Annotated in this window: 20 protein-coding genes; 17 read left to right on the top strand and 3 right to left on the bottom strand. The window is 57.9% G+C overall.

Features of this window, described 5'->3' with window-relative positions:
* Nucleotides 1-4 precede the first annotated feature (4 nt).
* The 11 genes from phnF (at nucleotide 5) to phnP (ending at nucleotide 8,082) form a co-directional block, all read left to right on the top strand.
* Complete coding sequence (gene phnF, locus O1721_RS05580; RefSeq protein ID WP_032646910.1) at nucleotides 5-730, top strand: phosphonate metabolism transcriptional regulator PhnF; 726 nt, start codon at nucleotides 5-7, stop codon at nucleotides 728-730.
* Complete coding sequence (gene phnG, locus O1721_RS05575) at nucleotides 731-1,183, top strand: phosphonate C-P lyase system protein PhnG (protein ID WP_032646907.1); 453 nt, start codon at nucleotides 731-733, stop codon at nucleotides 1,181-1,183.
* Nucleotides 1,180-1,764 (top strand): phosphonate C-P lyase system protein PhnH, encoded by a 585-nt coding sequence (gene phnH, locus O1721_RS05570; protein WP_003860219.1) that lies wholly within the window; start codon nucleotides 1,180-1,182, stop codon nucleotides 1,762-1,764. The genes phnG and phnH overlap by 4 nt, the downstream gene beginning before the upstream one ends.
* Nucleotides 1,764-2,828, top strand: coding sequence for a carbon-phosphorus lyase complex subunit (locus O1721_RS05565; RefSeq protein WP_032646905.1), 1,065 nt, complete (start codon nucleotides 1,764-1,766; stop codon nucleotides 2,826-2,828). The genes phnH and O1721_RS05565 overlap by 1 nt, the downstream gene beginning before the upstream one ends.
* Nucleotides 2,821-3,666: an alpha-D-ribose 1-methylphosphonate 5-phosphate C-P-lyase PhnJ gene (gene phnJ / locus O1721_RS05560; protein WP_023302939.1), complete on the top strand. Its 846-nt coding sequence runs from the start codon at nucleotides 2,821-2,823 to the stop codon at nucleotides 3,664-3,666. Before O1721_RS05565 ends, phnJ begins: the two co-directional genes overlap by 8 nt.
* The gene (phnK, locus tag O1721_RS05555; RefSeq protein WP_015570221.1) at nucleotides 3,663-4,418 is read left to right on the top strand and encodes a phosphonate C-P lyase system protein PhnK; all 756 of its coding nucleotides are present in this window, start codon (nucleotides 3,663-3,665) and stop codon (nucleotides 4,416-4,418) included. The genes phnJ and phnK overlap by 4 nt, the downstream gene beginning before the upstream one ends.
* A 107-nt stretch (nucleotides 4,419-4,525) precedes the next feature.
* Nucleotides 4,526-5,206, top strand: coding sequence for a phosphonate C-P lyase system protein PhnL (gene phnL / locus O1721_RS05550; protein WP_017382651.1), 681 nt, complete (start codon nucleotides 4,526-4,528; stop codon nucleotides 5,204-5,206).
* Entirely contained in the window at nucleotides 5,203-6,339 is a 1,137-nt protein-coding gene (phnM, locus tag O1721_RS05545) for an alpha-D-ribose 1-methylphosphonate 5-triphosphate diphosphatase (protein ID WP_015570219.1), read from the top strand. Before phnL ends, phnM begins: the two co-directional genes overlap by 4 nt.
* Entirely contained in the window at nucleotides 6,336-6,887 is a 552-nt protein-coding gene (gene phnN / locus O1721_RS05540; RefSeq protein WP_032104477.1) for a ribose 1,5-bisphosphokinase, read from the top strand. Before phnM ends, phnN begins: the two co-directional genes overlap by 4 nt.
* The gene (gene phnO, locus O1721_RS05535; protein ID WP_015570217.1) at nucleotides 6,880-7,314 is read left to right on the top strand and encodes an aminoalkylphosphonate N-acetyltransferase; all 435 of its coding nucleotides are present in this window, start codon (nucleotides 6,880-6,882) and stop codon (nucleotides 7,312-7,314) included. Before phnN ends, phnO begins: the two co-directional genes overlap by 8 nt.
* Before the next feature lie 9 nt (nucleotides 7,315-7,323).
* Nucleotides 7,324-8,082 carry a phosphonate metabolism protein PhnP gene (gene phnP, locus O1721_RS05530; RefSeq protein WP_045324478.1) on the top strand — a complete coding sequence of 253 codons (759 nt, stop codon included), beginning with the start codon at nucleotides 7,324-7,326 and terminating at the stop codon, nucleotides 8,080-8,082.
* 54 nt (nucleotides 8,083-8,136) lie between these two features.
* On the opposite strand, the gene yjdP is transcribed toward phnP, so the two are convergent.
* Together yjdP and rpiB are read right to left on the bottom strand one after the other, a co-directional pair.
* The gene (yjdP, locus tag O1721_RS05525) at nucleotides 8,137-8,460 is read right to left on the bottom strand and encodes a DDRRRQL repeat protein YjdP (protein WP_017382647.1); all 324 of its coding nucleotides are present in this window, start codon (nucleotides 8,458-8,460) and stop codon (nucleotides 8,137-8,139) included.
* A gap of 69 nt (nucleotides 8,461-8,529) precedes the next feature.
* On the bottom strand, nucleotides 8,530-8,979 hold the full coding sequence (rpiB, locus tag O1721_RS05520; protein ID WP_023295775.1) for a bifunctional allose-6-phosphate isomerase/ribose-5-phosphate isomerase RpiB: 450 nt from the start codon (nucleotides 8,977-8,979) through the stop codon (nucleotides 8,530-8,532).
* Nucleotides 8,980-9,330: 351 nt separating this feature from the next.
* Here rpiB and O1721_RS05515 point away from each other — a divergent pair, with 351 nt between their 5' ends.
* From O1721_RS05515 to alsK, 6 genes are all read left to right on the top strand, one after another.
* On the top strand, nucleotides 9,331-10,221 hold the full coding sequence (locus O1721_RS05515) for a MurR/RpiR family transcriptional regulator (RefSeq protein WP_015570213.1): 891 nt from the start codon (nucleotides 9,331-9,333) through the stop codon (nucleotides 10,219-10,221).
* A gap of 64 nt (nucleotides 10,222-10,285) precedes the next feature.
* Nucleotides 10,286-11,221, top strand: a complete 936-nt coding sequence (alsB, locus tag O1721_RS05510) for a D-allose transporter substrate-binding protein (RefSeq protein ID WP_015570212.1) — start codon at nucleotides 10,286-10,288, stop codon at nucleotides 11,219-11,221.
* 76 nt (nucleotides 11,222-11,297) lie between these two features.
* A complete protein-coding gene (gene alsA, locus O1721_RS05505; RefSeq protein WP_017382645.1) occupies nucleotides 11,298-12,830 on the top strand; it encodes a D-allose ABC transporter ATP-binding protein AlsA in 1,533 nt (510 codons plus the stop codon).
* Entirely contained in the window at nucleotides 12,809-13,789 is a 981-nt protein-coding gene (alsC, locus tag O1721_RS05500) for a D-allose ABC transporter permease (RefSeq protein WP_017382644.1), read from the top strand. Before alsA ends, alsC begins: the two co-directional genes overlap by 22 nt.
* A gap of 10 nt (nucleotides 13,790-13,799) precedes the next feature.
* Nucleotides 13,800-14,495, top strand: a complete 696-nt coding sequence (alsE, locus tag O1721_RS05495; RefSeq protein WP_015570210.1) for a D-allulose 6-phosphate 3-epimerase — start codon at nucleotides 13,800-13,802, stop codon at nucleotides 14,493-14,495.
* Nucleotides 14,479-15,423, top strand: coding sequence for an allose kinase (gene alsK, locus O1721_RS05490; protein WP_015570209.1), 945 nt, complete (start codon nucleotides 14,479-14,481; stop codon nucleotides 15,421-15,423). Before alsE ends, alsK begins: the two co-directional genes overlap by 17 nt.
* Here the strand turns inward: alsK and O1721_RS05485 are convergent.
* The gene (locus O1721_RS05485; RefSeq protein WP_032646899.1) at nucleotides 15,356-17,653 is read right to left on the bottom strand and encodes a hybrid sensor histidine kinase/response regulator; all 2,298 of its coding nucleotides are present in this window, start codon (nucleotides 17,651-17,653) and stop codon (nucleotides 15,356-15,358) included. The genes alsK and O1721_RS05485 overlap by 68 nt on opposite strands.
* Nucleotides 17,654-17,674 lie beyond the last annotated feature (21 nt).

Below are 17,674 nucleotides of genomic sequence, written 5' to 3'. Positions count from 1 at the left end.
TTGTATGCACTTATCCAGACATCCGACCAGTTACCCCACCCGCTGGCAAGAGATTGCGGCAAAGCTCGAAGTGGAGCTGCGCACGCACTACCGCTGCGGAGACTACCTGCCCGCCGAGCAGCAGCTTGCCGACCGCTACGAAGTGAATCGCCACACCCTGCGTCGCGCCATCGATCAACTGGTGGAGCGCGGCTGGGTCCAGCGCCGTCAGGGCGTCGGCGTGCTGGTGCTGATGCGCCCGTTCGACTACCCGCTCAATGCCCAGGCGCGTTTTAGCCAGAACCTGCTCGATCAGGGCAGCCACCCCACCAGCGAAAAGCTGCTGTCAGTCCTGCGCCCGGCCTCCCGCCACGTGGCGGACGCGCTGGGGATTCAGGAGGGCGACAACGTCGTTCACCTGCGCACGTTGCGCCGGGTGAACGGCGTGGCGGTCTGTCAGATCGACCACTACTTCGCGGACCTCACCCTCTGGCTCGTGCTGCAACATTTCGCCAGCGGTTCCCTGCATGATTTTCTTCAGGACGCGACGGGTATCGCGCTCAAACGCACCCAGACGCGCATCAGCGCCCGCCGCGCGCAGGCGAAAGAGAGCAAGGTGCTGGAGATCCCCAACATGGCCCCGCTGCTCTGCGTGCGCACCCTCAACCACCGTGACGGCGACGTCAACGCAACGGAATACTCCGTCAGCCTGACCCGCGCCGACATGATTGAATTTACCATGGAGCACTGAATGCACTTCGACACCTCCACTCGTCAGCGCTGGATGCGCGTGCTGACCCACAGCCAGCCTAATGCGCTGGCTGCCCGCATGAGCACGCTCGGCCTGACGCCGGACTACGACACGATCCGCGCGCCGGAGATCGGCCTGGTGCAGATCCAGGCACGCATGGGCGGCACCGGCGAGCGCTTCTTCGCCGGCGATGCCACCCTCACCCGCGCGGTGATCCGCCTGAAAAGCGGCACGCTGGGCTACGGCTACGTACTTGGGCGCGACAAAACGCACGCCGAGCGCTGCGCAGCGATCGACGCGCTTTTACAGGAACAGCCGCATTTTCAGACGTTAATGGAAACCCTTATTGCCCCGCTGGAAGCCGACCGCGCCGCACGCCTTGCCGCGCGTCAGGCCGAAGTGAATACCAGCCGGGTCGACTTCTTTACGCTCGTTCGCGGAGACAACGCATGACGCTTCAACCTGCTTTTACCCTGGCCGTCCAGGATGCCCAACAGAGTTTCCGTCGCCTGCTGAAAGCCATGAGCGAGCCGGGCGTCATTGTCTCGCTGCACCAGCTCTCCCAGGGCTGGCTGCCGCTGAACCTCGCCTCGACCAGCGTGCTGCTGACCCTGGCGGACAACGACACCCCGGTATGGCTGTCAGGCGCATTGCTGAACGATATCGCCAGCCAGAACCTGCGCTTTCACACCAACGCGCCGCTGGTCGAGCAGCCCCAGCAGGCGGTCTTCGCCGTGGCCGACGAGCAAATCAGCCACGAACAGCTTAACGCCCTGAGCGAAGGCAGCGCCGTCGCACCAGAAACCAGCGCTACGCTGATTTTGCAGGTCTCCAGCCTGAGCGGTGGCCGCATGCTGCGCCTGACGGGTGCAGGGATTGCCGACGAGCGGATGGTCGCCCCCCAGCTGCCGGAGTGCATCATTCATGAGCTGACCGAGCGCCCGCATCCGTTCCCGCTCGGTATCGACCTGATCCTGACCTGCGGCGAGCGCCTGCTGGCGATCCCGCGAACCACTCACGTGGAGGTGTGCTGATGTACGTTGCCGTCAAAGGGGGCGAGAAGGCGATCGCTGCCGCCCATGCCTTGCAGGCGCACAGACGCCGGGGGGATGACGCCCTTCCCGAGCTGAGCGTCGCCCAGATTGAACAGCAGTTAAACCTGGCCGTCGACCGCGTGATGACCGAAGGCGGCATCGCGGACCGCGAACTGGCGGCGCTGGCGCTGAAACAGGCCAGCGGCGATAACGTGGAAGCCATCTTCCTGCTGCGCGCTTACCGCACTACGCTTGCGAAGCTGGCGGTTAGCGAGCCGGTGAATACGGCGGAAATGCGATTAGAGCGCCGTATTTCTGCGGTGTACAAAGATATTCCTGGCGGCCAGCTGCTTGGTCCGACCTACGACTACACCCATCGCCTGCTGGACTTCACTCTGCTGGCGAACGGTGAAACACCGCAGCTCAGCGTCTCTGACGCTGAACAAGACGCCTCCCCGCACGTCTTTAGCCTGCTGGCAAACCAGGGGCTGGCGAAGGCGGAAGAGGACACCGGCAGCACACCGGATGACATCACCCGCACGCCGCCGGTCTATCCCTGTTCGCGCTCGTCCCGCCTGCAACAGCTGATGCGCGGTGACGAAGGGTATCTGCTGGCGCTAGCCTACTCCACGCAGCGCGGCTACGGGCGCAACCACCCGTTCGCGGCAGAGATCCGCAGCGGTTATATCGACATTGAAATCGTGCCGGAAGAGCTGGGTTTTGCGGTGAACATCGGCGAACTGCTGATGACCGAGTGCGAAATGGTCAACGGTTTTGTCGCGCCAGAGAATGAAGATCCGCACTTTACCCGCGGCTACGGGCTGGTGTATGGCCTGAGCGAGCGCAAGGCGATGGCGATGGCGCTGGTTGACCGTGCGCTCCAGGCGCCGGACTACGGCGAGCATATTGCAGGCCCGGCACAGGACGAAGAGTTCGTGCTGGCCCACGCGGATAACGTTGAGGCCGCCGGCTTTGTCTCGCACCTCAAGCTGCCGCACTACGTCGATTTCCAGGCCGAACTGGAACTGCTGAAACGCCTGCAACGGGAGCGCGCCAATGTCTAACTTAAGCGGCTACAACTTTGCCTATCTGGACGAACAAACTAAACGCATGATCCGCCGCGCCATCCTGAAGGCAGTGGCGATCCCCGGCTACCAGGTGCCATTCGGCGGCCGCGAAATGCCAATGCCCTACGGCTGGGGCACCGGCGGTATTCAGATCACCGCCAGCGTGATCGGCGAAGCGGACGTGCTTAAGGTCATCGACCAGGGGGCAGACGACACCACCAACGCCGTGTCGATCCGCAACTTCTTTAAGCGCGTAACGGGCGTTAATACTACCGAAAAAACCGAAGACGCGACGCTGATCCAGACCCGTCACCGCATTCCGGAGACCCCGCTGACTGAAGATCAGATTTTGATTTTCCAGGTGCCGATCCCGGAGCCGCTGCGTTTTATTGAGCCGCGGGAAACCGAAACCCGCACCATGCACGCCCTGGAAGAGTACGGGATCATGCAGGTCAAACTGTATGAGGACATCGCCCGCTTCGGCCATATCGCCACCACCTACGCCTACCCGGTGAAGGTGAACGGCCGCTACGTGATGGACCCGTCGCCGATCCCGAAATTCGATAACCCGAAGATGGACATGATGCCCGCCCTGCAACTTTTTGGCGCCGGACGTGAAAAACGCATCTACGCCGTACCGCCGTACACCCGTGTGGAGAGCCTGGATTTTGACGATCACCCGTTTACGGTGCAGGAGTGGGACGAGCCGTGCGCCATCTGCGGTTCGAAGCATAGCTATCTGGATGAAGTGGTGCTGGACGACACGGGCAAACGGATGTTTGTCTGCTCCGACACCGATTACTGCCGCCAACAGAGCGAGGCGAACAGCCAATGAAACCGCTGCTTTCGGTTAATAACCTGACTCACCTTTATGCGCCGGGCAAAGGCTTTAGCGACGTGTCGTTTGAGCTGTGGCCGGGCGAAGTGCTGGGCATTGTCGGCGAGTCCGGCTCCGGTAAAACCACCCTGCTGAAGTCCATCTCCGCGCGCCTGACGCCGCAGAATGGCGACATTTTGTATGAGGGCGTGTCGCTGTATGGCATGAGTGAAGCCGATCGCCGCCGCCTGCTGCGCACCGAGTGGGGCGTGGTGCACCAGCACCCGATGGATGGCCTGCGCCGCCAGGTGTCGGCGGGGGGCAACATCGGCGAACGGCTGATGGCCACCGGCGCGCGCCACTACGGCAACATCCGCGCCACGGCGCAGCACTGGCTGGAAGAGGTTGAAATTCCCGCCTCGCGCATCGACGACCTGCCGACCACCTTCTCCGGCGGCATGCAGCAGCGTTTACAGATTGCCCGCAATCTCGTCACCCATCCGAAGCTGGTGTTTATGGATGAACCGACCGGCGGGCTGGACGTCTCCGTGCAGGCTCGCCTGCTCGACCTGCTGCGCGGCCTGGTGGTGGAGCTAAACCTGGCGGTGGTGATTGTCACCCACGATTTAGGCGTCGCGCGCCTGCTGGCGGACCGCTTGCTGGTGATGAAGCAGGGTCAGGTGGTGGAAAGTGGGTTAACCGACCGCGTGCTCGACGATCCCCATCATCCGTATACCCAGCTGCTGGTGTCGTCCGTATTGCAGAACTGAGGGCGCGGTTGCCGGGTGGCGCTGCGCTTACCCGGCCTACGAACACCGCACCTTGTAGGCCGGGTAAGGCGAAGCCGCCACCCGGCAAAACGAATCGCGAGGCCAAAATGATCCACGTACAAAACGTAAGTAAAACCTTTGTGCTCCACCAGCAAAACGGCGTGCGCCTGCCGGTACTGCAAAATGCCTCGTTAGAGGTCAGCAACGGCGAATGCGTGGTGCTGCATGGCCATTCCGGCAGCGGAAAATCCACCCTGCTGCGCTCCCTGTATGCCAACTACCTGCCGGACGAAGGCCATATTCATATTCGCCATAACAATGAATGGGTCGATCTGGTTCAGGCTCCCGCGCGCAAAGTGCTGGAAGTGCGCCGCTCGACGATCGGCTGGGTCAGCCAGTTCCTGCGAGTGATCCCGCGGATCTCCGCCCTGGACGTGGTCATGCAACCCCTGCTGGATCTCGGCGTGCCGCGCGAAACCTGCGCCGCTAAAGCCGCCAGCCTGCTGACGCGCCTCAACGTACCGGAGCGTCTGTGGCACCTCGCCCCGTCGACCTTTTCCGGCGGCGAGCAGCAGCGCGTCAACATCGCCCGCGGCTTTATCGTCGATTACCCGATTTTACTCCTGGATGAACCCACCGCCTCGCTCGACAGTAAGAACAGCGCAGCGGTGATGGAACTGATCGAACAGGCCAAAGCGCGCGGCGCGGCGATCGTCGGGATCTTCCACGACGACGCCGTACGCCAACGCGTGGCGGACAGACTGCACCCGATGGGGACAAACGTATGATTATCAATAATGTCAGGCTGGTGCTGGAAAATGAGGTCGTGAACGGCTCGGTTGAGGTGCGGGACGGTGTCATCCGCGCCTTTGCCGAAACCCGGAGCCGCACTCCTGAAGCGATGGACGGCGAAGGCGGCTGGCTGCTGCCGGGGCTGATTGAGCTGCATACCGATAATCTCGATAAATTCTTCACCCCGCGCCCAAAGGTGGACTGGCCTGCTCATTCAGCGATGAGCAGCCACGACGCGCTGATGGTCGCCAGCGGCATCACCACGGTGCTGGACGCGGTGGCGATTGGCGACGTGCGCGACGGCGGCGATCGCCTGGAGAATCTGGAGAAGATGATCAACGCCGTGGAGGAGACGCAAAAGCGCGGCCTCAACCGCGCCGAGCACCGCCTGCACCTGCGTTGCGAGTTGCCGCACCACACCACCCTGCCGCTGTTTGAGAAGCTGGTGGGCCGCGAGCCGGTCTCGCTGGTTTCCCTGATGGATCACTCGCCGGGGCAGCGCCAGTTCGCCAACATTGAAAAGTATCGCGAATACTATCAGGGCAAATATTCGCTCAACGACGCGGAGATGGCGCGCTACGAAGAAGAGCAGCTCCAGCTGGCGGCCCAGTGGTCGCAGCCGAATCGCCTCTCCATTGCCGCGATGTGCCGGGACCGTAATATTGCCCTGGCCAGCCATGACGACGCCACGCACGATCACGTGCGCGAATCCCACCAGCTTGGCAGCGTGATAGCTGAATTTCCCACCACGTTTGAAGCGGCAGAGGCATCGCGTAAGCACGGCATGAACGTCCTGATGGGCGCGCCAAATATCGTGCGCGGCGGATCGCACTCCGGCAACGTGGCGGCAAGCAGGCTCGCCTCGCTCGGCCTGCTGGATATCCTCTCCTCTGACTATTACCCCGCCAGCCTGCTGGACGCGGCCTTCCGCGTCGCGGACGACGAGAACAACAGCTTCACGCTGCCACAGGCGATTCGCCTGGTGACGAAAAACCCGGCCAGCGCGCTTAATCTTCACGATCGCGGTGAAATTGCCGAGGGGAAACGGGCCGATCTGGTGCTCGCCCACCGTAAGGGCGAGCACATTCATATCGACCACGTCTGGCGTCAGGGAAAAAGGGTGTTCTGATGGGAAGACTCATCTGGTTAATGGGCCCGTCCGGCTCCGGGAAGGACAGCCTGCTGTCGGCGTTACGGCAGCGGGAACATTCACAGCTGCTGGTCGCGCACCGCTATATCACGCGCGATGCCAACGCCGGAAGCGAGAACCATATCGCCCTGAGCGAGCAGGAGTTTTTTACCCGTGCCGGACAAAACCTGCTGGCGCTGAGCTGGCATGCCAACGGTTACTACTATGGCGTCGGTATTGAGATTGACCTCTGGCTGCATGCGGGGTTCGACGTACTGGTTAACGGCTCGCGGGCGCATCTCCCGCAGGCTCGCGCCCGGTACGAAGCGGCGCTGCTCCCGGTCTGTTTGCAGGTTTCCCCGGACGTTCTGCGTAGCCGGCTGCAAAAGCGGGGACGCGAAAACGCGCGCGAGATCGACCAGCGGCTGGAACGGGCGGCGCGCTACACCCCGTCGGGTTGCCATCTCCTCAATAACGACGGAAGTTTGCTACAGTCAGTCGAGACCTTGCTATCGCTTATTCGCCAGAAGGAGAAACAGCATGCCTGACTGCCAGCTTCGCCCCGCCACCGCCGACGATGCGCCGATCGTTTACGCGCTGATCTGCGAACTTAAGCAGGCCGAGTTCGATCATCAGGCGTTTCACGCCGGGTATCTGGCCAACTTGCAGGATCACAATATGCGTTACCAGCTGGCCGAGCTGGACGGGCAGATCATCGGTATGATCGGCCTGCATATGCAGTTTCACCTGCATCACGCCCGCTGGATCGGCGAGATCCAGGAGCTGGTGGTGATGCCGCAGGCGCGCGGATTAAAAGTGGGCAGCCAGCTGCTGGCCTGGGCAGAGGACGTCGCGCGACAGGCAGGCGCCGAGCTGACCGAGCTTTCCACCAGCGTGAAGCGCGTGGACGCGCACCGTTTTTATGTTCGTGAAGGATATACGCAAAGCCATTTCCGCTTCACCAAACCGCTGTAGAGGTGCGTTATGAGTCTGACGATCACGCTGACAGGAACCGGAGGGGCTCAGCTGGTGCCGGTGTTTGGCTGCGACTGCGCGGCGTGCCGACGGGCGCGTTTACAGGAAAATTATCGCCGTCGCCCCTGTAGCGCGGCGGTGAAATTCAACGATTCGGTCACCTTGCTGGACGCGGGTATTCCACACCTGATGGACGACTGGCCCGCGGGGAGTTTCAGGCAGATTTTGCTTACCCATTATCATATGGATCACGTTCAGGGGCTTTTTCCTCTGCGCTGGGGCGTGGGAGCGACCATTCCGGTTTACGGTCCGCCGGACGACGCAGGCTGTGACGACCTGTTCAAGCATCCGGGCCTTCTCGATTTCAGCCACAAGGTGGAGCCGTTTGTGATGTTTGAACTTCAGGGCTTGCGGGTCACGCCGCTGCCGCTCAACCATTCAAAACTCACGTTTGGCTATCTGCTGGAGTCCGCCCACAGCCGTGTGGCGTGGCTTTCTGATACCGCCGGGCTACCGGATAAAACGGTGACGTTTCTGCTAAACAATCAGCCGCAGGCGATGATTATCGACTGTAGCCATGAACCGCGCCCGGAGACGCCGCGCAACCATTGTGATTTGAATACGGTGATTGCGCTGAACGGGGTGATTGGCTGTCCGCAGGTGATCCTGACGCATATCAGCCATCAGTTTGACGTGTGGATGATGAATAACCCGCTGCCGTCCGGCATTGAAGCGGGGTATGACGGGATGGTGCTGGTGTTGGATTAAATTTTGCCGGGTGGCGGCTGCGCCTTACCCGGCCTACGCGTTGCAATACCAGGGTTACCACCGATCGTAATCATCCTCTAACCGGCGCTCATCCTCTTCTAACCGACGCCGATCGTCATCCAGCTGCCGCTGACGCTCGTCTAAACGCTGGCGTCGATCTTCTAACTGTCGACGACGATCGTCGTACTGGCGGCTGTCGGTTTGACGGCTGCGATCGTAACGATCGTCGTCGTCATCATTACGGCTGCTGCCGGGGTTATAGGCGTCGTTGATCGCCTGCTGAATATTGCCAATGGCATCATCAATCACATCGGCATGCGCCAGTTGGCTGGTTAAAGTCAGCAGACCCAATAACAGAGCGGTAGAGTAACGTTTCATAAGGCCAGACTCGCAGGTGAACTGGCCTTACGGTAATGAATGGCAGGGAACCGGGGTAGCGGAGGAATCTCAATTCCTGGCCTGTTCAATCGCCCCTATCGCATCGACTCGCGCCTGATGTCGTCCCCCTTCAAACGGTGCATTTAGCCAGGCATCGACGATCATTTTTGCCAGCTCCAGTCCGACCACGCGCGAACCAAATGCCAGCACATTCGTGTTGTTATGCTGCCTTGAAAGCTGAGCTGAATAAGGTTCGCTACAGACCACTGCGCGGATGCCCGGGAACTTATTGGCCGTAATGGAGATCCCTACCCCCGTTCCGCAGATCAGGATGCCGCCATCCACCTCCTTATCGATAATAGCCTGTGCAACCGCGCTGGCATAATACGGGTAGTCAGTACGCTCCGGGGAACAGGTGCCCTTATCCACCACGTCGATGCCACGCGCGCGCAGATGGGCCAGAATATCCTCTTTCAGCATAAAACCTACGTGATCGCAGCCAAATGCAATCTTTTTCATAATAAACCTCATCGTGGGTTAACTTTACGAACTCGATGGAGTTGTGATTTAAGACCGGTCAGTTGTGCAATAAAACCTCAAAACCATCGAGTTCTGCGCGTGTTCTACACCCCTGACTTTGACATTTCAACTCTCTCATGACGGTATATTTCTTACGGCATGCATTAAAATCCGTTAACGTGTCATAATTATATTATTGATTTTTAAGGGCATCCTAAAGCAACCACCCCTCAAAACTTCACAGACAATAAAACTTTATGAATTTCTAAGCATTGTGAAGTTACCAGCATATTTTCATGCCAGAGTGTGGTGATATAGTGTCGTCTTCATTTTTAAGGACAAAAGAGAGCGATGAGTCAGTCAGAATTTAAAAAAGAGCTGCCTAACGGCATTGGCCTTGCACCGTACCTGCGCATGAAGCAGGAAGGCATGACCGACAACGAAAGCCGTATCGTCGACTGGCTGCTCCAGCCGGGTAACCTGAGCGGCGCGCCTGCGATTAAAGACGTTGCCGAAACGCTGATGGTGTCGGAAGCGATGATCGTGAAAGTGGCCAAACTGCTCGGCTTTAGCGGTTTCCGTAACCTGCGTGCGGCGCTGGTCGACTACTTCTCGCAATCCGAACAAGTATTACCTGCGGAACTCGCTTTTGATGAAGCACCACAGGATGTGGTTAACAAAGTGTTCAATATTACGCTGCGCACCATTATGGAAGGCCAGTCGATAGTGAACGTGGATGAAATTCACCGCGCGGCACGTTTCTTCGCCCAGGCCAACCAGCGCGATCTGTACGGTGTGGGGGGTTCTAACGCTATTTGCGCCGACATCCAGCATAAGTTTCTACGCATCGGCGTGCGCTGCCAGTCGTATCAGGACGCGCACATTATGATGATGTCGGCATCGCTGCTGAAGGAAGGGGATGTGGTACTGGTGGTCTCCCATTCCGGCCGCACCAGTGATGTGAAAGCAGCAGTTGAGTTAGCAAAAAAGAACGGCGCCAAAATTATCTGTATTACTCATAGCTACCATTCGCCGATTGCTAAACTTGCTGATTATATTATTTGTTCGCCAGCACCAGAGACCCCGTTATTAGGGCGCAACGCCTCCGCGCGTATATTACAGCTTACATTATTAGATGCGTTATTTGTTTCCGTTGCACAACAAAACATCGAACAGGCCACACTTAATATGCAAAAAACCGGCGCTATTGTGGATTTCTTCTCTCCTGGCGCACTGAAGTAAATTAAAAGGTTAATCCTGCTCAGGCGGGATTAACAACAACATACCCTACATTGAGAACACTGCTATGAATAAATATCTGAAATATTTCAGCGGCGCCGCTATGGGCTTAATGTTATCCACCAGCGCGTTTGCTGCTGCGGAATATGCGGTGGTATTAAAAACGCTCTCCAATCCATTCTGGGTGGATATGAAGAAAGGGATTGAAGATGAAGCCAAAACCCTGGGAGTAAGCGTTGATATTTTTGCCTCGCCGTCAGAAGGGGATTTTCAGTCCCAGCTACAGCTGTTCGAAGATCTGAGTAATAAAAAATACAAGGGTATCGCTTTTGCCCCACTCTCCTCCGTGAATCTGGTCATGCCCGTCGCGCGCGCCTGGCAGAAAGGTCTCTATCTGGTGAATCTCGATGAAAAAATCGATATGGATAACCTGAAAAAAGCAGGTGGCAATGTAGAGGGGTTTGTCACAACGGACAACGTGGCCGTCGGCGCAAAAGGGGCCGATTTTATTATCAATAAACTTGGTGCGGAGGGGGGCGAAGTCGCAATCATTGAGGGTAAAGCCGGTAACGCATCGGGCGAGGCGCGCCGCAATGGCGCAACAGAAGCCTTCAAAAAAGCAAACCAAATTAAGCTGGTTGCCAGCCAGCCCGCTGACTGGGATCGCATTAAAGCTCTGGATGTGGCAACCAACGTGCTGCAACGAAACCCGAATCTGAAAGCCTTCTACTGCGCGAACGATACCATGGCGATGGGCGTGGCACAGGCGGTGGCAAACGCCGGTAAAATCGGCAAAGTGCTGGTGGTCGGCACCGATGGTATTCCAGAGGCGCGTAAGATGGTCGAAGCCGGTCAGATGACGGCAACCGTCGCACAAAACCCGGCGGACATCGGGGCGACCGGCCTGAAATTAATGGTGGATGCCGCGAAAACCGGGAAAGTCATCCCGCTGGAAAAAACGCCTGAATTCAAGTTGGTGGATTCGATTCTGGTGACGAAATAACGCAGAACTGTGCGGCTTGATGCCCTCACTCCGGCCCTCTCCCACAGGGAGAGGGTGAACAGAGAAGGAAATAAACATGGTCACGCCATATATCTCGATGGCGGGGATCGGCAAATCCTTTGGTCCGGTTCACGCATTAAAATCGGTTGATTTAACTATATACCCTCATGAGATCCACGCGTTATTAGGGGAGAATGGTGCCGGTAAATCAACCTTAATGAAAGTATTGTCGGGAATTCATGAACCGACCAAAGGCTCCATTATTATTAATGAAAAGAATTACGACAAATTGGATCATAAACTGGCAGCACGACTGGGCATCGGCATTATATATCAGGAACTCAGCGTTATTGATGAATTAACCGTGCTGGAAAATCTATATATAGGCCGTCACCTGACCAAAAAGGTTTGTGGCATCAGGATTATTGACTGGAAAGAGATGCGCATTCGCGGTGCGATGATGCTCTTACGCGTCGGATTAAAAGTCGATTTAGATGAAAAAGTAGCGAATTTATCCATCAGCCATAAACAGATGCTGGAAATTGCGAAAACCTTAATGCTCGATGCCAAAGTGATCATTATGGATGAACCCACATCTTCATTAACCAATAAAGAGGTGGATTATCTTTTCTTGATCATGAATCAGCTGCGTAAAGAAGGCACCGCCATTGTCTATATCTCGCATAAGCTCGCGGAAATCCGCCGCATCTGCGACCGCTACACGGTAATGAAAGACGGTTCCAGCGTATGCAGTGGCCTGGTGAGTGACGTTTCAAACGACGACATTGTGCGCCTGATGGTCGGCCGCGAACTGCAAAACCGCTTTAACGCCATGAAAGAGAGCACCGGCAACATCGAACGCGACACGGTGTTTGAGGTGAACAACGTCACCAGCCGGGACAAGAAAAAAGTGCGAGATATTTCGTTCAGCGTGAACCGCGGCGAAATACTGGGTTTTGCGGGTCTGGTCGGCTCGGGACGTACCGAACTGATGGACTGTCTCTTCGGCGTGGATAAACGCGCGAGCGGTGAAATTCGCCTCAACGGCAAAACCATCTCCCCGCGTTCGCCTCTGGATGCGTTGAAAAAAGGGATGGCCTACATCACCGAAAGCCGCCGCGAAAATGGCTTTTTCCCCAATTTCTCTATCGCCCAAAACATGGCCGTCAGCCAGAGCCTGAAAAACGGTGGCTATAAAGGGGCCATGGGGCTCTTTCGCGAGCATGAAGAACGCAAGACCGCCGAAGCACAGCGCCAGTTGCTGGCGTTGAAGTGCCATAGCGTAGAGCAAAACATCACCGAACTCTCCGGCGGCAATCAGCAAAAGGTGCTGATTTCTAAATGGCTGTGTTGCAACCCGGACGTCATCATTTTTGATGAACCCACGCGAGGCATCGACGTCGGCGCAAAGGCCGAAATCTACAAGGTGATGCGCCAGCTGGCTGACGAAGGCAAGGTCATCCTGATGGTGTCATCTGAATTACCTGAAATTATCGCCGTCTGCGACCGCATCGCCGTGTTCTGCGAAGGGCGGCTGACGCAAATCCTGACCAATCGCGACGACATGAGCGAAGAGGAGATCATGGCATGGGCATTACCACAAGAGTGAAAGGCGATATGGCGGAGAAAAAGCCATTTAACTTCGCGCTGTTCTGGGACAAGTACGGTACCTTTTTTATCCTCGCGATTATAGTCGCCATCTTTGGCACGCTGTCATCGGAGTACTTCCTCACCACCAACAACATCACGCAGATTTTTGTCCAGAGCTCGGTAACGGTGCTGATCGGGATGGGCGAATTCTTTGCCATCCTTGTCGCGGGTATTGATCTGTCCGTCGGAGCCATTCTGGCACTCTCCGGCATGGTGACTGCCAAACTGATGCTGGCTGGTGTCGACCCGTTTTTTGCAGCACTGATTGGCGGCGTACTGGTCGGCGGCGCGCTGGGGGCGATCAATGGCTGTCTGGTCAACTGGACCGGGCTACATCCGTTCATTATCACTCTCGGTACTAACGCCATTTTTCGCGGCATCACGCTGGTGATTTCCGACGCTAATTCCGTCTATGGCTTCTCGTTCGACTTTGTAAACTTCTTCGCTGCCAGCGTCCTCGGGATACCCGTACCGGTCATCTTCTCGCTGATCGTCGCGGTGATCCTCTGGTTCCTCACCACCCGTATGCGGCTAGGGCGCAATATCTACGCCCTGGGCGGTAACAAAAACTCGGCGTTCTACTCCGGCATCGACGTGAAGTTTCATATTCTGGTGGTGTTCATTATTTCTGGCGTATGCGCCGGGCTGGCGGGCGTGGTGTCGACTGCGCGTCTGGGCGCAGCGGAGCCGCTGGCCGGGATGGGATTTGAAACATACGCCATCGCCAGCGCCATCATCGGCGGAACCAGCTTCTTCGGCGGTAAAGGCCGCATCTTCTCGGTCGTGATTGGTGGTCTCATCATCGGCACCATCAATAACGGACTCAATATCTTACAGGTACAAACCTACTACCAGCTGGTGGTAATGGGCGGGTTGATTATCGCCGCTGTTGCCCTCGACAGATTGATCAGTAAGTAAGGAAATCACTATGAAAATTTCACCCTCCCTGATGTGTATGGATCTGCTGAAATTCAAAGAACAGATCGAATTTATTGACCAGCACGCGGACTACTTCCATATCGACATCATGGACGGCCACTTTGTGCCTAATCTGACGCTGTCTCCGTTCTTTGTCGGCCAGGTGAAGAAGCTCGCCACCAAACCACTGGACTGTCACCTGATGGTGACTCGCCCGCAGGACTACATAAGCCAGCTGGCGCAGGCCGGAGCAGACTTCATCACACTGCACCCGGAGACCATCAACGGTCAGGCTTTCCGCCTGATTGAAGAGATCCGTCGTCACGGTATGAAGGTGGGACTCATCCTCAACCCGGAAACCCCGGTTGAGGCAATGAAATACTATATTCATAAGGCGGACAAAATCACCGTGATGACCGTCGATCCAGGCTTTGCCGGGCAGCCGTTCATTCCGGAAATGCTGGAGAAAATTGCCGAGCTGAAAGCCTGGCGCGAACGCGAAGGGCTGAGCTATGAGATTGAGATCGATGGCTCATGCAATCAGGCCACCTATAAAAAACTGATGGCCGCCGGCGCAGATGTCTTTATCGTCGGAACGTCTGGTCTGTTCAACCATGCAGAGAATATCGGGGATGCATGGCAGCTTATGGCCGGGCAGATCCTGTCGGCACGAAACGAGGTTGTTCCTCATGCAAAAACAGCCTGATGTCGTCGCCGGAGTGGATATGGGGGCCACTCATATCCGTTTTTGCCTGCAAACGGCCGACGGTGCGGTGTTGCATTGTGAAAAACAGCGCACCGCGGAGGTTATCCGCTCTGGTGTGGTGTGCGGCGTGACGGAAATGATCACGGCTCAGCTGCGTCATTTACAGGTTCACTGTCGCGGTCTGGTCATGGGCTTTCCGGCACTGGTCGGCAAAGACAAACGCACCATTATTTCGACGCCAAATCTGCCTTTGCAGGCGAATGAGCTCCGCGATCTGGCGGGAAAACTTGAAGATGCGCTAGGCTGCCCGGTCGAATTTTCCCGCGACGTTAACCTTCAGCTTTCGTTTGACGTGGCGCAACACAATCTCCAGCAGCAAGAGGTTCTGGCGGCCTATCTTGGCACCGGCATGGGATTTGCCATCTGGCTAAACGGTGCTCCATGGACGGGCGCGCACGGCGTAGCGGGCGAGCTCGGGCATATTCCACAGGGGGATATGACACGGCACTGTGGTTGTGGCAACCCGGGATGTCTGGAAACGGTTTGTTCCGGTATCGCATTGAAACAGTGGTACGAACAGCAGCCCCGCGAGTATGCGATGGGAGATATCTTTTCAGCCGTACCCGATGACCCCTTCGTACAGCAACTCCTGAATCATGCAGCCCGCGCCATTGCCACCAGTGTAAATCTGTTCGATCCGGATGCGGTGATCCTCGGTGGCGGCGTAATGGATATGCCTGGCTTTCCGCGCGAAGCGCTGATTGTCGGGATAAAGCAGCATTTGCGCCGCCCGCTGCCGCATGAGTCCGTGAAATTTATCCCTGCCTCGTCGTCGTCTTTTAACGGCGCTCAGGGGGCCGCTACCCTGGCTCGCTGCCGGTTCCTGCCATCACCTTGCGCAGCGCCTGCGCCAGCTGTGCGCGGGTGAACGGTTTTCGCAGTAACTGAACGTCCGGCAGCTGCGGGTTATGCGCCGGGCGCAAATCCTGTCCGCTGATCAGCAGCACCGGCAACTGCGGATAGTGGCTGCGTACATGGCCGATCACCTCTGCACCGCTCAGGCCGCCCGGCAACATCAGGTCGCTGATAAACATGCCGATATCCGGCGACGCGTCCAGCATGTTCAGCGCCTGCTCGCCGTTTTCGGCTTCAAGCGTCAGGTAGCCAAGCTGGTGCAGTTGCTCGCACAGGGTCTGCCGCACGCCCGCCTCATCTTCCAGGACCAGCACAAGCAGCTCACTTTCTGCCGGGGCCGTGGTCGCCAGCGCGGCATCATCGGAGAACGCAGGCAGCGTCGAGCGCGGCAGCTGGAGCCGCACGGTGGTTCCCTGCCCCGGCGCGCTTTCGATCTCAACGCGCCCCCCGGACTGACGCACAAAGCCGTACACCATCGACAGCCCTAACCCGCTGCCGCTGCCGGTCTGTTTGGTGGTGAAGAACGGTTCAAAGACCTGCGATTTCACCTCCTGCGACATCCCGCAGCCGTGGTCAATCACCTCCAGCGCGACCATATCCTGCCTGCGCCCGTCGCTGCGGGTCACACGCTGGTTCCAGGTGCGGATTTTGATCACACCATTTTGCCCCTCCATTGCATCACGGGCGTTCATTACCAGGTTGATAATGGCGTTTTCCAGCTGGCTGACGTCAATCCATGCGGGCCAGGCCGGGGTTTGCGCTTCAATATCCAGCGTCAGCGTGGCGGGAAGCGAGTGCCGCATCAGCTCGCTCAGGTTCTCCAGCAGCGGCTTCATCTCTACCGCATGAGGTTGCAGGGATTGCTTGCGCGAGAAGGCCAGCAGACGCTGGGTGAGCATGGCCCCGCGTTCCGCGGCTTTGAGCGCACGAGTGATGCGCGGCGCGTCCAGTGACGCTGAATCGGTCAGCTCCAGACTGCCGATAATCACCGCCAGCAGGTTATTAAAATCATGCGCCAGCCCGCCCGTCAGTTGCCCAACCGCCTTCATTTTCTGGCTGTGCAGCAGCGCCTCCTCCAGCCCCTGACGTTCGATGCGGTCGACCTCCATCTGCGAGGTCTTCTCCTTCAGTAGCCGCGTGGTGTGCTCCAGCGAAGCGGTATTGCGGGCAAAAACGTTAAACGCGCGCGCCAGTTCCCCCAGCTCATCACGCCGCTGTAGCGCGGGCACCGACACATCCTGCTCGCCGTGAGCGAGGCGCGACATTGCCCTTGAGATAGCCGTCAGGTTGGAGCCCAGATTGCGGTAAATATACCAGCAGGCGCAGCCGGTGATGATCAGCGCCAGCACCGCGAAGACGCTGATAAACACGCTGATGGAGCGCAGCTCCTGGTGGCTTTGGGCGGTACGCAGCCGGGAGGCCTGCGCCACCTGTTCAACGTACTGATTAATGTCGCGGTTTAATATCGCCACCAGCGCCTTGATGTGGAACATGTACCAGCTGATGGACAGATCGCTCTCTTCCAGCTGCTTCGACAGTGGCGCGAGCTTGCGCAGCTCATCATTAAAATCCGGGAGCACCAGGTTGACCACCGGTTGCAGGGCGCTCGCGGGTAACATCGCGGTTACTGCATCCAGCTGCTGCACCGTGGCGCGCGGTGAAGGGGTATCAATGGCGGCAACGATCAGCCTGTCCATCTCTGCAAGCTGCCGGGCGTCTGGCACATTGCTCGCGTAACGGCGGTTGATATCCTGCAAATGACGCAGGTAGCTTTGGCTTTGATACAGCGCGCTGAGCAGCGCGTTACGCTCCAGATGCCGTTTTTGCCCGCGCTCCAGCATTCCCGTCACGCTCTGCTGTAACTCATTGCTCCTGCGAATAATACGCGCCACCAGCGCGGGCTCCTGCTGCGCCAGCGGCGCATCGGCAAGCTGCTCCAGCGAGTGGCGCAGCGCCATCTGCGTCTGTTTCAGCCGTTCAGCTTCGCCTTTGTACTCCAGCGCACCGACTACCTGCGACAGCCGCACCGCCGCCGTCGCCACATTCGCGGTATCACGCGCGAGGTTCATGCTGCCAGTCATATCATCCAGCGTTTGCTGCTGCACCTGCTCCTGGATCTGGCTGGCATGACGAAAGCCGAGCACCGCCACGCCGCTTACCATCAGCGTTACCGCCACCACCAGCAGGTTAAATATCAGCAGGCGACCGCGGGCGCTGGTGAAGAACGGGGGGCGTGAAGACATGGGTTTGGGCTCCTCTGCGGT

This window comes from Enterobacter cloacae complex sp. HYC033_NIDB, from assembly GCF_056673335.1.
The sequence above is the reverse complement of the archived record's forward strand: the minus strand, read 5'-3'. Positions and strand labels throughout refer to the sequence as shown.